This is a genomic window from Staphylococcus marylandisciuri, from assembly GCF_025519785.1.
GTDB lineage: Bacteria > Bacillota > Bacilli > Staphylococcales > Staphylococcaceae > Staphylococcus > Staphylococcus marylandisciuri.
In genome coordinates, this window is sequence record NZ_JAOPKZ010000007.1 from 66,409 (window position 1) to 83,183 (window position 16,775).

The 16,775-nt window shown below is 36.1% G+C and carries 12 protein-coding genes; 2 read left to right on the forward strand and 10 right to left on the reverse strand.

Annotated elements, in window-relative coordinates; genetic code table 11:
- Positions 1–29: 29 nt before the first annotated feature.
- On the reverse strand, positions 30–1,151 hold the full coding sequence (locus N9R04_RS05355) for a citrate synthase (RefSeq protein ID WP_262855542.1): 1,122 nt from the start codon (positions 1,149–1,151) through the stop codon (positions 30–32).
- Positions 1,152–1,745: 594 nt separating this feature from the next.
- On the opposite strand from N9R04_RS05355, the gene N9R04_RS05360 reads away from it, so the two are divergent.
- Positions 1,746–3,104: an amino acid permease gene (locus N9R04_RS05360; protein WP_262855543.1), complete on the forward strand. Its 1,359-nt coding sequence runs from the start codon at positions 1,746–1,748 to the stop codon at positions 3,102–3,104.
- Positions 3,105–3,435: 331 nt separating this feature from the next.
- Here N9R04_RS05360 and pyk read toward each other — a convergent pair whose 3' ends face one another.
- From pyk to N9R04_RS05405, 9 genes are all read right to left on the reverse strand, one after another.
- Positions 3,436–5,196, reverse strand: a complete 1,761-nt coding sequence (gene pyk, locus N9R04_RS05365; RefSeq protein WP_262855544.1) for a pyruvate kinase — start codon at positions 5,194–5,196, stop codon at positions 3,436–3,438.
- A gap of 21 nt (positions 5,197–5,217) precedes the next feature.
- On the reverse strand, positions 5,218–6,186 hold the full coding sequence (gene pfkA, locus N9R04_RS05370; protein WP_262855548.1) for a 6-phosphofructokinase: 969 nt from the start codon (positions 6,184–6,186) through the stop codon (positions 5,218–5,220).
- A 463-nt stretch (positions 6,187–6,649) separates the two neighbouring features.
- On the reverse strand, positions 6,650–7,594 hold the full coding sequence (locus tag N9R04_RS05375) for an acetyl-CoA carboxylase carboxyltransferase subunit alpha (protein ID WP_262855549.1): 945 nt from the start codon (positions 7,592–7,594) through the stop codon (positions 6,650–6,652).
- Positions 7,587–8,453 (reverse strand): acetyl-CoA carboxylase, carboxyltransferase subunit beta, encoded by an 867-nt coding sequence (gene accD, locus N9R04_RS05380; RefSeq protein WP_262855550.1) that lies wholly within the window; start codon positions 8,451–8,453, stop codon positions 7,587–7,589. Before accD ends, N9R04_RS05375 begins: the two co-directional genes overlap by 8 nt.
- 215 nt (positions 8,454–8,668) lie before the next feature.
- Positions 8,669–9,904 carry an NADP-dependent malic enzyme gene (gene ystJ, locus N9R04_RS05385; protein ID WP_262855551.1) on the reverse strand — a complete coding sequence of 412 codons (1,236 nt, stop codon included), beginning with the start codon at positions 9,902–9,904 and terminating at the stop codon, positions 8,669–8,671.
- 184 nt (positions 9,905–10,088) lie between these two features.
- A complete protein-coding gene (locus N9R04_RS05390; RefSeq protein ID WP_262855552.1) occupies positions 10,089–13,283 on the reverse strand; it encodes a DNA polymerase III subunit alpha in 3,195 nt (1,064 codons plus the stop codon).
- Between the two features lie 16 nt (positions 13,284–13,299).
- Complete coding sequence (locus tag N9R04_RS05395; RefSeq protein WP_262855553.1) at positions 13,300–14,235, reverse strand: DHH family phosphoesterase; 936 nt, start codon at positions 14,233–14,235, stop codon at positions 13,300–13,302.
- Positions 14,236–14,315: 80 nt separating this feature from the next.
- Positions 14,316–15,608 (reverse strand): DRTGG domain-containing protein, encoded by a 1,293-nt coding sequence (locus N9R04_RS05400; RefSeq protein ID WP_262855554.1) that lies wholly within the window; start codon positions 15,606–15,608, stop codon positions 14,316–14,318.
- Positions 15,609–16,036: 428 nt separating this feature from the next.
- On the reverse strand, positions 16,037–16,189 hold the full coding sequence (locus N9R04_RS05405) for a hypothetical protein (RefSeq protein WP_262855555.1): 153 nt from the start codon (positions 16,187–16,189) through the stop codon (positions 16,037–16,039).
- A gap of 111 nt (positions 16,190–16,300) precedes the next feature.
- Between N9R04_RS05405 and N9R04_RS05410 the strand changes: the two genes are divergently transcribed.
- A complete protein-coding gene (locus N9R04_RS05410) occupies positions 16,301–16,714 on the forward strand; it encodes a universal stress protein (RefSeq protein WP_262855556.1) in 414 nt (137 codons plus the stop codon).
- The last annotated feature ends 61 nt before the right edge of the window (positions 16,715–16,775 follow it).

Below are 16,775 nucleotides of genomic sequence, written 5' to 3' on the forward strand. Positions count from 1 at the left end.
ATTAGAGTTATATATTACTTAACTAGCTCTTATTCACGTTCGTCAATTGGTAAATAAGTACGTTCAGTTTCACCAATGTATTGAGCACGTGGTCTCATGATGCGATTATCTCTATATTGCTCTAACATGTGAGCTATCCAACCAGAAGTTCTACTTACTGCGAAGATAGGTGTAAACAAATCGTGTGGAATATTAAGGCTGTGGTAAACTGTCGCACTATAGAAGTCAACGTTTGGTATTAACCCTTTTTCTTCTTTCATTTTATCAGCAATTTTAACTGAAATATCGAAAAGTTCACTTTGATTTGTTTCTTTAGTTATTTTCTTACTCATTTCTTTAAGATACTTAGCACGAGGATCACCATTTTTATAAACTCGGTGACCAAAGCCCATGATCTTCTCTTTATTCTTAATTTTCTCGTCGATGTAGTCATCAACAGCGTCTACAGATTTCACATCTGATAACATGTTCATCACTCGTTCATTCGCCCCACCATGCAATGGTCCTTTTAAAGAACCTACTGCTGCAACTATACCAGAGTACATATCTGATAATGATGAAACAGCACAGCGGGCAGTAAATGCTGATGCGTTTAATTCGTGATCAGCATGTAAGACAAGTGCTTTATTGAATGCTTCAACTTCAACATCTGTTGGAAGTTCTCCATTTAACATGTAAAGGAAATTACCTGCGTAACTTAAATCTTTATTAGGCTTAACTGGTTCTTTACCTTCACGAACGCGGGCGAATGAAGTGACAAGCGAAGCAATTTTCGCTTGGATGCGAATTGCTCTTTCAAATTTCTTATCTTCTCCTTCATCTTCTGCATCAGGATCGAAATGTGCAATATAAGATACTGAAGTACGTAATGCCGTCATAGGGTGCACATGATCTGTGGCATATTCCTTAAAGTGATTATAAACGCGTGAATTTAACGTCATATAATCAAATAACTTATCTTTAAGCTCTTTAAGTTCTTCCTTATTAGGTAATTTATAATGCCATAATAAATAAACAATTTCTTCGAATTGTGCATTTTCAGCTAAATCATCAATATCATAGCCCGCATATGTTAATTGACTATCAATGATTGAACTTACTTTCGTTTCTGCTGCAATTACCCCTTCTAGGCCTCTTTGTAATTCTGCCATGATAAATTCCCCTTTTCTATTTCATAATGAAATGGCTTTCAAACTTATTATATCGAATAAATGCCATTATTGAAACCTTCTTACTTACAAACATTAATAGAAGAATGATTTTTCTCACTTCTTTAAAAGTAAGTAATATCGCTACTCCAGATATACTATATGATAGTTTAAGAGCAATTTATTATGAAATTTTATTTTAAAAGATGGCATTGACTACATATATGTAGCTAGCTATAACTACATTTTAATAGTTCTATACGCTTTGTTCAATTTATCTTCTGTTTTTAATTTATTATCGCTAGTAATAATTAAATCCGAATGTTTAAAAGTGGAATTTTACTCCTTAGTTACAGAAATGATTGTCATATCAACTCAAAAGTATATAATAGAAATAATTACGAATAGATTGAGATTAACTAATAGTTATAGTTTAAATAATTAGTGATTATAATAATTCATAAATCAAGAAATATTACTCTATTCTAGTTATTGATTTAGCTATTAGCTGTTAGCTACTCATTACTATTACACTGTACGTAAACGATTTAAGGGGAGTTTATTTACGGTAAATCTATAAACAAAGGAGATTGCTAAATGGCAAAACAACAGTTACAACGAGAATTAAGTAGTCGCCATGTGCAACTGATTGCAATTGGGGGAGCAATAGGTACAGGGCTATTCTTAGGGGCAGGACAGACGATTAACCTCACAGGGCCTTCCATTCTACTTACATATATCATTATAGGCTTTGTGCTATTTATGTTTATGCGAGGTTTGGGAGAAATTATGGTCGAAAATACGCATTTCAAATCATTTGCAGACGTCACAGGTCACTATTTAGGACCATTTGCCGGCTTTATTACTGGTTGGACTTACTGGCTAAGTTGGGTTATTACCGGAATGGCTGAAGTCACAGCGGTAGCTAAGTATGTAAGTTACTGGTTTCCTGATATACCGAACTGGTTGACTGCGCTATTCTGCGTCTTATTCTTAATGTTCTTAAACTTACTAAGTGCTAAATTATTTGGTGAATTAGAGTTCTGGTTCGCGATTATCAAAGTCGTCACTATTATCGCTTTAATAGTGATCGGTATAGTCATGATCGTATTTGCTTTCAAAACGCCTTTTGGTCATGCTTCATTGGCGAACATTTATAAACACGGTTTCTTCTCAGATGGCTTAAATGGTTTTATGATGTCTTTCCAAATGGCTACATTCTCATTTGTAGGGATAGAACTCATTGGTGTAACTGCTGGAGAAACTAAAGATCCGAAAACGATTATCCCTAAAGCTATTAACAGCGTACCAATAAGAATATTGATATTCTATGTTGGATCGTTAGCTATTATTATGTCAATCATTCCCTGGACTCAAATCAACCCTGATGACAGTCCGTTCGTAAAGCTTTTTGCTTTAATTGGCATTCCATTTGCAGCTGGAATTATCAACTTTGTAGTGCTAACTGCAGCAGCTTCTTCTTGTAATAGCGGTATTTTCTCTAACAGTCGCATGTTATTTGGGTTAGCTAAAAAAGAACAAGCACCTCCTATTTTTGAAAGTACAAATAAAAATGGTGTGCCTAATATTGCAATTATTGCTTCATCATTACTATTATTTATAGCAGCATTTCTAAACTATGTGATACCCAACTCAACATTAGTATTTACTTACATTACGAGCTTATCCACGATCTTATTTATCATCGTTTGGATGATAATCACTTTAGCGTATATAAAGTACCATCGTACTAACCCGAAAGCTCACAAACAAGCGAGATATAAACTGCCGGGTGGTAAGTATATGGGTTATCTCATACTACTGTTCTTCTTAATAGTATTTTGCTTGTTATTTGTGAATCATGACACGCGTATTGGTATTTATATCGCTCCGATATGGCTCATTATTCTAGGTGTTATGTATCTCAGATACAAGAGAGTCAATTCTAGTAAATAAATTATTTAGAGTAATTGTGATTTACGAAATACTCTTGATCCAAGCTCATACTACTGAGCCGATATTGTAGCAAGCTTTAAAAGTTATATCTTAATTTCATTCAGCATATTCTAATACCCATTAGCTAAATTTAAGCCAGCATCCAGTTAGAATGCGAGAGTTCAATTTACTCTGTACACTAACTAAATGCTGGCTTTTATATATATTTTAAATATAGAAAGCTGTAGTATGGATATGACAGTAGTAAATATTGACTAAAATAAAAACCCCTACTTAGACAACTTCTATTCATTATCTAAGCAGGGAGAATTATATAATATCATCCGTTTATTTAAAGCACATTAGCGTAACCTTCAAACACTTTACCTTGGTTAGCATCTACAGTAACAAGTGCGTCAGCATCAATAATCTCTATTGCATTGTTCACTCCTACTACAGTAGGAATGCCTTTTTCTAACCCTATTATCGCACTTGGTGAAGTAATACCATTTTCTTCTGTAACTAGTCCTTTCGCTTGTTCAATATATGGCACTAGTGATTCATCTACCGAAGTAGTCACGATTATAGCATCCGTTAAATCTTTATTTTCAAGGTCACTTGCATCTCTAGCGATTACAGTGCGACCTACTACCGAACTACGACCCACACCTTGACCGCTAGCTAATTCATCGCCAACTAAATGAAGCTTCATCATGTTCGTAGTACCCGGCTCACCAGTCGGTACTCCGGCAGTAATAATGATAAGGTCACCATTTTTAACGCGCTCAGTTTCTACCGCTGTAGCGACTGCATTATTGAGTAGTGAGTCTGTTGTTTTACGACCTTCTTTAACTACAGGATGGATACCCCATACAATGGCACTTTGACGTGCTGTCTCGGGATGAGGTGTTACTGCAATTATATCTGAATGTGGTCTGTATTTTGAAATTGTACGTGCCGTTGAACCACTTTCAGTAGCTGCCACAATTGCCTTAACATTAAGATTAAGCGCAGTATGAGCAACAGAAACACCGATTGCATTAACTAAAGATGTTTCTACTAATTCAGTTCTATCGGATAATAGCTTTCTATAATCCTGAGCTCCTTCAGCTGAAATAGCGATGTTGCGCATTGTTTTAACCGCTTCTTCTGGATAGTCACCAGCAGCTGTTTCCCCAGATAGCATAACTGCGTCAGTACCATCATATATAGCATTGGCTACGTCACTTGCTTCTGCGCGTGTTGCTCTTGGATTATGTTGCATGGAGTCTAACATTTGAGTCGCAGTAATGACAGGCTTACCAAGTTTATTACATTGTCTGATTAAGTCTTTTTGAACCATAGGAACAGATTCAGGTGGAATTTCAACACCCATATCACCACGAGCTACCATTAAGCCATCTGAAACTTGTAAGATTTCTTTAATATTATCTATACCTTCTTGATTTTCTATCTTAGGTATAATACTAATTGTGTTACACTCACGGTCTTCAAGAATTTTACGAATATCTAGCACATCACTTGGGCGGCGAACAAAGCTTGCTGCTATAAAATCAACGCCTTGCTCGATACCGAAATGAATATCATCAGCGTCCTTATCTGTGATACCAGGTAAATTCACTTTAACACCTGGAAGATTGACACCTTTTTTATTTTTTAATTCTCCTGTATTCAAGACATCACATAGTACTTCCCCGTTGTCTTTATCAATAGCTTTCACTTGTAGTTCAATTAATCCATCGTCTAAAAGAATGTAGGAACCTTCTTCAACGTCATCGATTAGATGATCGTAAGTAACAGAAATTTTTTCTGGCGTTCCTTCTACTTCAGTCATACTAACCTTTACTTCGGAACCTTTCGTTAACTCGATAACACCATCTTTCATGTTATGTGTTCGTATTTCAGGCCCTTTAGTATCTAATAAGATTCCTACTGTTTTACCTAAGCGTTGCGCTACTTTACGGATAGTGTCTATACGTGATTTATGCTCCTCATGATCACCATGAGAGAAATTTAAACGCGCAACATTCATGCCAGCTTTCATTAATTTTTCTATCATTTCTTCAGATTCTGAAGCTGGACCAATTGTACAAACAATTTTTGTCTTTCTCATTCCTAAATACCTCCTGCTAACTTAAATTGAAAGTTCTTTTGTTAATTCGTACATGCTGTAATCAAATTCGTGCTCGTTATTTCTAAAGATTTCCTCAAATGGTGTATAAGTTAAATTGTTATTTCTTATGCCGACACCTTTAGCTGTGTGGCCCTTTATTAATAAGTCTACGGCATAGCCGCCTAAACGTGAAGCGAGAACTCTATCCTGACCGGTCGGGCTCCCACCTCGTTGGATATGGCCAAGCACAGAAACTCGCGTATCGACGTTGATATATTTTAATAACTCATCAGCACACGCCTCTCCTGTCATACATCCCTCTGCAACCATGATTATAGAATGTTTTTTTCCTCGTTTAATCCCATTTTCAATGCGCTCTGCAATTTCTTTGATATCTGTGTCTACTTCGGGAAGAATTATCGTTTCAGCACCCACAGATAAACCTGCCCATAGTGCTAAATCGCCGCAATCTCTGCCCATAACTTCTATGATGAAAGTTCTAGCATGACTCGAAGCTGTATCTCTGATTTTGTCCACTGACTGTATAATAGTATTCAAGGCTGTATCAAAGCCGATCGTGAAATCAGTTCCATTAATGTCATTATCGATGGTACCTGGTATACCGATAGTTTGTATATCCTTACATTCTTCGCTAATACGCTGCGCCCCACGATAACTGCCATCACCACCGATAACTACTAGTCCTTCTATTCCCCGTTGCTTTAGGTTCTCAATCCCTTTTTCTCTGACACTTTTTTCTTTGAATTCAGGGCAACGCGCTGAATATAAAAAAGTGCCTCCCCGCTGAATAGTATCCCCTACTGAGCCAAGTTCCAGTTTATGAATATCGTCGTTAATTAGCCCTTGGTATCCTTGGTAGATTCCATATACTTCAATCTCATTATAAATAGCTGTACGTACGACTGCTCTTACAGCTGCATTCATCCCTGGTGAATCGCCGCCACTTGTCAACACTGCAATTTTTTTCATGAAAACTTACCTTTCTACCTTAATCTCTTAGTCCTAAAATACCACAAAAACAGCTCAACCGCTATGATTAACGGTTTATTTGAGCGATGAAAACGTTTAAGGTTATACTATTGATTTCAAGTTAGCAATTATGATGTTTTAAATTCGACAATTAATAATTAAGTATGTCATATTTAATCAGAAGTATGCATTTAAGTTATAGGATCAACCATCGTTTGAGAAATAAAATCTCACAAATATTCTTATGCAGCTATGTGAATAGAAAAGGGAGCGGGACAGAAATCTAATTTGAATAAAAAGATTTCTGTCCCGCTCCCTTTCTCTCTAGTCAAAGACCTTTATGTCCCAGCCTCCTAGAGTTGCCTCAATTTATTTATAGAAAGTTGTCAGTGCAATGAGCAACTAGCTAATCACACATTTTTACATCGATATCGAGTCACAACTTGTCATTGTTTCAAACGCTCTATTCTTTTATTTCACCTATATTTCTAAATTTATCATATCTTTGATCAATTATTTCTTCGGGGCTAAATTGAGTTAGTTCAGCTAAGTGACGTTCAAATATAGATTTTATACTTTCAGCTTGAGCTTCGACATCTTTATGTGCACCACCAAGAGGTTCACTAATAATCTCATCAGCAATATTTAAGTCTTTTAAATCACCAGCTGTTATTTTCATAGTCTCCGCGGCTATCTTAGCTAAACTGCTATCTTTCCATAGTATGCCGGCAGCACCCTCAGGTGAAATAACTGAATATGTGCTATTCTCGAGCATTAATACACGGTTAGCTATACCTAAGCCTAAAGCGCCCCCACTACCGCCTTCTCCAATAACTATGGAAATGACAGGCACATTGAGTGAAGCCATTTCAACTAGATTGCGTGCAATCGATTCACTTTGACCACGTTCTTCAGCCGCCTTACCTGGGTATGCGCCTTTTGTATCGATAAAAGTAAATATCGGACGGCCAAATTTCTCAGCTTGTTTCATTAAACGTAGCGCTTTGCGATAGCCTTCTGGATGTGCCATACCAAAGTTACGATAAATATTATCTTTTGTATCTTTCCCACGCTGCTGTCCTACAACAGTTACAGCTTTACCATTTAAATAACCTATCCCGCCGATCATAGCAGGGTCATCTCTAAAAGTACGATCCCCGTGCAATTCAATAAAAGAATCGAAAATATATGGGATGTAATCTAATGAGGTAGGTCTTTCTTGAAGACGTGCAAGTTGTACGCGGTCCCACGGCTTTAAATTTGTGTAGACCTTCTCTGTTTCACGAGCTAGTGATGCTTCCAACATATCGATTTCTTCTTGTAAATCTACATCATTTTTTTCTTGAGATTCTTTTAAAGAATCTATTTTTTTTCTAATTTCATATAAAGGCTTTTCAAAATCAAGCATTTTTATTCACCTCTTGATGCATTTTAAGCAAATTAGATAAAGTATCTCTCATATCCTTACGATGAACGACTTTATCTAATTGACCATGTTCTAATAGAAACTCAGAAGTTTGGAAGTCATCAGGTAGCTTTTCATTAATTGTCTGTTCTATAACACGACGACCAGCAAAGCCAATAAGTGCTTTTGGTTCACTAATGTTGATATCACCTACAGATGCAAAGCTTGCAGATACGCCACCAGTTGTAGGATTAGTTATATATGAGATATAAAGCAAACCGTTATCCATATGTCTCTTGAGTGATACACTCGTCTTGCCCATTTGCATCAAGGAGATGATACCTTCTTGCATACGAGCACCACCACTGGCAGAGAACAAAATAAACGGTAGGTTATGTTGAGTTGAATGTTCAATGATACGACATATTTTTTCTCCAACTACAGAACCCATACTGCCCATTCGAAAGCGTGAATCCATCACAGCTACGCCATATTTAACACCTTCGAGTTCTGCTGTACCCGTGACTACAGCTTCACTTAACCCCGTCTTTTCTTGATCTTTTTGTACTTTCTCTTCATAGCTAGGAAAATCTAATGGATTAGCTGAAGTCATTCCTTTATCAAATTCTTCAAATGTATTTTCATCTGAAATAGCTGCTATTCTATCGTGAGCAGTTAATATCAAATGGTGATCGCAGTTGAAACAAACATTTAAATTTTCGGCTAATTCCTTGGTGTACATTATCTTTTTACATTTAGGACATTTGGTCATTATCCCAGCTGGAACGTCGTTTTGTTTTGAATCCGAGACTGTAACATATTTTTTCTTTTTACTGCTTCGATTAAAAAAGTCTTTAAACATTAGTAAACCTCCACGTTTAAATTGGACGTACATCAACATTAATTGATAGTAAATATATAATATGTATTAAAGAGAGTGGAAATTGCAGTAACACTTACCACTCTCTAAGGGTAGATAGTAAATAAACGAATCGTTATTTAGAAATCTCGTTATTTACTACAAATATGTGAATAAAAATAAAAGTTCATTCAACTAAACCCTTATTTTTTAATTAATTATTTATCATTTAGGTCTGTAAGTTTCATCGTGTTATTATAAATATCCTCTGGGTCTAATTCAATACGAGCTACACCTGAGTCCATGGCCGCTCGAGCTACTTCTCTTGCCACAGATGGCGCTACACGAGAATCAAATGGGCCAGGGATGCAGTAATCTGGTTCTAGTTCACTAGGATCAATGAGATTAGCAATAGCTTCAACTGCAGCTTGTTTCATTTCTTCATTAATATGAGTAGCTTCCACATCTAATGCGCCTCTAAAAATACCAGGGAAGGCTAACACGTTGTTAATCTGATTAGGATTATCAGAACGACCTGTACCGATAACCTTAGCTCCAGCCTCTTTAGCATCATCTGGGGTTATTTCAGGGTTTGGATTGGCCATAGCAAATATAATAGGATCATCAGCCATAGAACGTACCATGTCTTGAGATAAAATGTCAGCGACTGAAACACCAATAAATACATCAGCATCTTTAATAACATCTTCTAAGTTTCCTTCTGTTTTATCTCGGTTAGTCCATTTAGCTACTTGATCTTTCGTTTTGTTCATTCCGTGTGGTCTACCTTCATAAATAGCGCCTTTTGAGTCACACATGATCATATTTCTAATACCATATGAATATAATAATTTTACTATAGCTATACCTGCAGCACCAGCCCCATTCAATACAACCTTAATATCAGACATATCTTTATCTACAATACGTAAAGCATTGATAAGACCTGCTACCGTAACTATAGCTGTACCATGTTGATCATCGTGGAACACTGGAATATTTGTTTCTTTTTTTAATCTCTCTTCAATTTCAAAGCAACGTGGAGCTGAAATATCTTCTAAATTAATACCACCATAATTCGGCTCAAGTAATTTAACTGTATTAACAATTTCATCTGTATCATTCGTTTTCAACGAGATAGGAACCCCATCAATTCCGGAGAAGCTTTTAAATAGAACAGCCTTTCCTTCCATAACTGGAATGCTAGCTTCGGCACCGATGTTTCCTAGTCCTAGAACTGCTGTTCCATCACTAACTACTGCTACAGTGTTACGCTTCATAGTATAGTCAAAAACTTTTCTTGGATCTTCATGGATTTCTTTGCAAGGCTCAGCAACACCAGGAGAGTAAGCTAAACTTAGCTCTTCTTTATTAGTAACTTTAACTTTAGGCGCTACTTCTAGTTTACCTTGATTTCTTCTATGCATTTCTAATGCTTCATCTCTTAATGTCATATGAAAACTCCTTTACCTAGCGATTACGAGTTAATCATCAATATACACTTTTATTACATTACTATCCAGAATTTTAGTTGGTTATTTTAAGCCATGTAATAAAAATATATACTAATTTAAAAACTGATGGCTATACCTAATTAACCATCAGTTTACTATATCATAATTTATTTAGGTCATAAAGTTATATAATCCTAATATCCCTTGGTGAAAATTGTTCAATAAACGAATTGATAACATCCGTTGCATATTTAATATGACCTTCTGGAACTAGTTGCTTCTGATTCGCGTCATAATAATAAATCATTACTTTGTACTCCGACATATGAGGATCAATTAAGAATTGCTTCGTTTCATCTGTTAAATGCTTTCTAACAACAATGTAGTTGAGACTATTTAGCTTTTGCTGTTCAAACTGATCCAAAGTTTCACATTTATTCACTATAAGTTGTAATTTATTTCTTCTTTCCTCAAATTTACCATACACAATCAGTATATTATCAATCTTTAAGTCTAACTCATTTCGTTTATATACATTTGGAAATATTACTCCATCCACCGTTTTTATACCATCATTTAAAGAAGTAAAGGCCATGTTTTGACCATTTTTAGTTCTGATACGCTTGATATCTTCAATTTGGATTAAAATCGGTTGGTGATTTAAAGCTTTACCTAATTGATAAATACCTAAATATTGCTTTTGGTCAAAAAGTTTTTCCATCGGGTGTTTAGTAATGTAAAAACCGAGATAATCTTTTTCGTACTTACTTAATAATTGATCAGGTAGTTCTTTTTTTTCTTCATACTCTTCTTTAGGTGTTAAAGTTTTAAAGATAAATCCATCTTGTTCAACATCACTTACATCATCCATCACTCTATCTATCGTACTGAGTAGAGTTGCTCTCGTGTGACCAAGGTGATCAAATGCCCCTACAAGTACTAGCGCTTCAAGTAATGAGACTGTCTTAACTCGCTTTGGCAATCGCCGAGTAAAGTCCATAAAATCTTTATAAGGGCCATTCTTCTTACGTTCTTCAACTATTACTTTAACACTTTGGTAACCAACTCTTTTTACTGTCCCTAAAGAGAGATAAATTGCTTTCTTAGTCGGTCTATAGAACCAGAAACTTTCGTTAATATTAGGTGGAAGTATTGTAATATTTTGTTGTTTAGCTTCATCAACAATCATTTTTGTCTTTTGTTCACTGCCAATTGAATTAGTAAGTATATTAGCGTAAAAGTAATTTGGATAATGAACTTTAAGATAAGCCATGATGTAAGCAATTTTAGAATAGCTAACTGCATGAGCACGGGCGAACCCGTAATTAGCAAACTTTAAGATTAAATCAAATATCTTTTTACTTACTTCAGCACTATATCCTCTCTCAACAGACCCCTCTATAAAATGATGACGCTCACTTTCGAGAACTGCCCTATTTTTTTTGCTCATCGCACGACGTAGTATATCCGCTTCGCCAAAGTTGAATCCTGCAAACTTATTAGCGATTTGCATAATTTGTTCTTGATAGATGATAACGCCATACGTGTTGTGTAATATAGGCTCAAGGTCAGGATGTAAATACTGGACTTGTGAGGGATCATGGCGCCGCGTGATATAAGTGGGGATCTCTTCCATAGGTCCCGGTCGGTATAGAGAGGTGACAGCGACAATATCTTCAAAATGCTGAGGTTTCAATCGCTGTAATACATCACGAATCCCCTCTGATTCAAGTTGAAATATTCCTGTAGTATTCCCACTTGAAAGCAAGGAAAATACTTTAGGATCATCGAAAGGTATAGATTCCACATCTATCTGCTCTTTTTGATGATAAGCTACTTGTTTAATAATATTTTGTATGATCGACAGATTTCTTAATCCAAGAAAGTCAATTTTCAACAGTCCCAGTCGCTCATCTTCAGTCATAGTCCACTGGGTCAATAATCCATTATCACCTACCGTAAGCGGCACGTATCTAACCAACGGATGATTATTGATGATAATTCCTGCAGCATGTGTAGAAGTATGTCGCGGTAGACCTTCTAATTTCTTACTGATCTCAAACCATTTCTCATGTCTGTAATTGCGTCGGACAAATTCTTGAAATTTCTTATTGTCGTAGGCTTGATTAAGCGTGATTCCTAATTTATGAGGAATTAATGAAGAAATCTCATTCAAAGTAACTTCATCAAAGCCCATAATTCGCCCAACATCCCTCGCAACGGCTCTCGCTTGTAAATGCCCAAATGTCACGATACCTGCTACGTGAGAACTGCCGTATTTCTCTTGCACATATTCTATCACACGATCGCGTTTGCTATCTTCGAAATCTATATCAATATCAGGCATCGTTACACGTTCAGGGTTCAAAAAACGCTCAAACAATAAATTATATTTTAATGGATCGATAGTGGTAATATCTAACAAATAACTAACTAAAGAACCAGCTGCTGATCCACGTCCAGGCCCCACCATTACATCATGTGTTTTAGCAAAATAAATAAGATCACTTACAATTAGAAAGTAATCCTCAAAACCCATTTCAGTGATAACTTGATATTCGTGCTCTAGTCTTTCCAGGTATTGGGGATTATCTAAATTTTTCTTTTTTAATCCTTTTTGAAGTAGTTGCCATAAATAGTGTTTAGAACTTATTTGGTCAGGCGTTTGAAATTTGGGCAATAAAGACTGATGATAGTGCAATTCGGCCTGACATTCAGCTACTATTTGTTCTGTATTCTTCCAGATCATGTCATCTATATTTAATTGCTGAATTTCATTCCTGCTATAAAAATACTGATCTAAGTCTTGAACATCATTAACTAAATCTAATTTTTGATTATCTCTTATAGCATGTAGCGCTGGTATAGTATCAACATCTTCTTTATTTAAATAACAGGCACTTTGCGCCCATACTTTAGGAATTTGATAGGAAGCAGAACTCTCATGGTTTTGATAAATTCCATCTAGCTGAGTGAAATGTTTTAAAATCGTCTCATTGTTAGAATTGAGATTTTTTAAAATCAACGCAAGGTCTTGCGTTTGACTGCTAACCCAAGATATAGGCATTTCCGTTAAGTCTTCTAGTTGCAAGTTTGTAGACAGCTCGTAAAGTAATTGAAGCCCTGAGTTATTCTTAGCTAGTATAAGCGTTTCAACTGACGTTAATCCGTCAGTCAAATAGGTAGTCATTCCAAAGATGGGATGTATGCCTGCTTCTATGCAGGCATCATAGAACTGTGGGTAACCATAGAGTACATTTGTATCGGTAATTGCAAGCGCTTGATATCCTTCTTTAACCGCTTTACTGACTACCTCTTTAATTCGAATACTTGAATTTAATAAATCGTATGAGGTATGAATATTTAAATGAGCTTGCATACTACCTGACCTCCTATTAGAGCTTACTATCTAACGCTTCAGCTAACTCATTAAACCTCTGCCAATCTCTAACTGAAACCCCTGAAGCATTTGGATGGCCTCCCCCACCAAAGTCATTGGCTACATCATTGATAATAATTCCTTTAGAACGTATCCGACAGCGAATTTCGGAACCCTCATCGACTGCAAATACCCAAATCTTTAAACCTTGTATATCAGCTATAGTATTTACAAAGAGTGATGCTTCATTGGGAACTAATTGATATTTTTTAAGTACATCTGAAGTAATTTGTACCTTTGCAAATCCTTTATCATTTAAAGTAAAGTTTTGAAGAACATAACCTTGAAACGGTAACAACTTCGGATCTTTTTCAGCTAATTGATTGAGTGCGTTCATATGATCAAACTCGTAATTTAATAGACGTGCACCAATTTCCATAGTATGAGGGGTTGTATTATTAAATAAGAAACGACCCGTATCACCTACTATACCTAAATAAAGTAATCGAGCTACCTCTTGGTCAATCATCGTAACGTCATTAAAGTAATCAATCATATCAAAGATAATTTCACTAGTAGAAGAAGCAGTGACATCAACATAATTCACTTCGCCATACTGATCAGTTGGAGGATGATGATCAATTTTCAACAGATGTTTACCTAGATTAAACCGTCCATCACTAATTCTAGGAGCATTTGCAGTATCACAGACGATAACGAGCGCTCCTTGATACACATCATCACTAATATCATCAGGGCTACCCATAAATTCCAAGGAATCCTCAGTTTCACCTACTGCATAAACTTTTTTCTCAGGAAATTTAAGTGTTAAATAGCGTTTTAATCCCAATTGTGAACCATACGCATCAGGATCTGGTCTAACATGTCTATGTATAATAATTGTTTGTGCTTCTTTAATTCTATCCATAATAAGTTCGAATTCTTTTGCCATATTTGTATAATCCTCTTTCCACATTAATTAAACTCACCTCAAGGCGTGTAATATTATTCTAATCAACCCTGAGGTTACTACTAATCTAATAATTGGCACATAATCATGGCGCTAACTACTCGTTCATTATTACTGTGCATGGTTACTTCCACCTTAGCGAAACTTCTACCGATATCTAACATATCATAACTAACTTCTATATCTGATTCAATAGGTAGTGATTTGATATAAACGATATTTAAGCTCTCTATCATAACTTCTAATTTTTTAAACTTATGAAATTCATAACGTATTGTTTCTTCAATGATAGCTACAATAACCGACTTACTTAACATCCCAAACTGATTAGTAAGTAACGGAGAAACGAGTAATTTAATCTTGTCATTTTTTAATGTAATATGTTTAGCAATTTGGTCGTTAATCGTCTCCCCGACATGTGGCTGTTGGCCGATTACATGCATGGCTTTCAAGACATCTTCCCTAGTAATTACTCCAACTAACTTCTTACTCGGAGAGACAACGGGTAGTAGCTCAATACCTTCCCATATCATCATATAGGCACAACTTGCAATCGTCGTGTGTAATTGAGCATAAATAGGCGGTGTAGACATATGCAATTTGACAGAATCATTTTCGCCCATATTTATTATTTCTTTACTAGTCACTAATCCTGTAAGACGCCAGTTATCATCTATTACTGGAAATCTAGAATGACCGGTAGCAGTTGCCCTTTCTTTATAATCACGAAGCGTCATATTCTCTAAAAGCACGCAAGTTTCATCGATCGATTTGGCAATATCCTCCACGACGAGTACTTCCGTTCGTATTTTTTTATTATAAAGTGAGCGATTAATTAAATTTGCCGCCATATACGAGTCATAATTACAAGAGATGAGAGGAAGTTCGTGTTTGTTAGCATATTGAATGATCTCTTTAGAAGTAGAAAACCCACCGGTGATTAATACAGCACTTCCTTTTTTCAACGCGTTATACTGTACTTCTCTTCGGTTACCAACAATTAAGAGCGTATGTTGACTAAGATACTTCAATACATCTTTAAGTTCCATCGCTCCAATAGCAAATTGAGAAAGCGTTTTAGACAAGCCGCCTTTTCCACCAAGGACTTTGCCATTGACAATCTGTACGATTTCGTCGTACGTAAGTTGTTCAATGCGATCCCGGGATTTTTTCTCTATTCTCACCGTACCAACACGATCTATAGTAGCTACGAGACCTAAGCGGCTAGCGTCTTTAATCGCTCTATAAGCGGTTCCTTCAGAAACGCGAAGCACTTTAGCTATTTTACGCACAGAGATTTTAGACCCAATAGATAAAGTTTCAATATAGGCTATAATTTGTTCGTGTTTCGTCATGATATTTCCCTCATCTTATTTCTTTTCTCTTAAGAGACATTATAACTTTTTCTTAGATAAAATGCGATTCATCTAGCTAGAATCTACTTCACTTTAAAGAAAAGTAAAAAATCTTAATGCCGTCGTTTTACATACTCGAGACTAATTATCCTATAAAGGTTTAAAACAGCTTGCTAATACGAGGCTGTGACATACAGTTTCTGTGCACTGGGAAACCGATAAGCGGTGTTCAAAAACCTGGATTTTGACAGAAACGCTCGCGAGTCGGGAGCGGAACAGAAATCTAACTTGAACAAAATGATTTCGTAGTCCCGCCCCGGCAAGGATGACTAGAATTGAAAAAAGCTTGATACAAGCGCATTTTCAAATCAGTCATCTACTGCCGAGATGTTGAAGAGGCGTGGATTTATCTCCCAGCCTCTTTCTCTCTAGTCAAAGACCATTATGTCCCAGTTTCTCTTTGTTGGGGCCCCACCCCAACTCGCTGTGCTTGTGGAAACTGTAGTCCCCGTTTCTCTTTGTTGGGGCCCCTGCTCACACCCTAATCGCTTTTGTACCCACCTCCGTCCAATGTCAATCATACTAAAAAAGTTATGACTCGTTATTATTAATATATTTATTTGAAAAATTTTAAAATTAGATTGAAATACAACTCCTTATTTTATTAAAATATAAGTAAGGAGGGATGATCTATGTATAAAAATATACTGCTGGGTGTAGATACACAATTGAAGAATGAAAAAGCGTTAAAAGAAGTTTCAAAATTAGCGGGAGAAGGCACAGTAGTAACGATTTTAAACTCAATTAGTGAGCAAGATGCTCAGGCCTCTATCAAATCCGGCGTACACATTGATGCGTTAACAGAAAGACGGAGTAAAGCGTTAGAGCCCACTCGTAAAGCATTGGAAGACTATGGTATCGACTACCAAGAAATTATCGTCAGAGGTAATGCGAAAGAGAAATTATTGAAACAAGCTAATAGTGGCAAGTATGATATTGTAGTACTCAGTAACCGTAAAGCTGAAGATAAGAAGAAATTTGTATTAGGTAGTGTCAGTCATAAAGTAGCGAAGCGCGCCCACATCCCTGTACTTATCGTTAAATAATGCTAAGTTACGTCTCGTTTTATATGACTTGATTAAGCTTGCATAAAAGCAATTAGCGCAT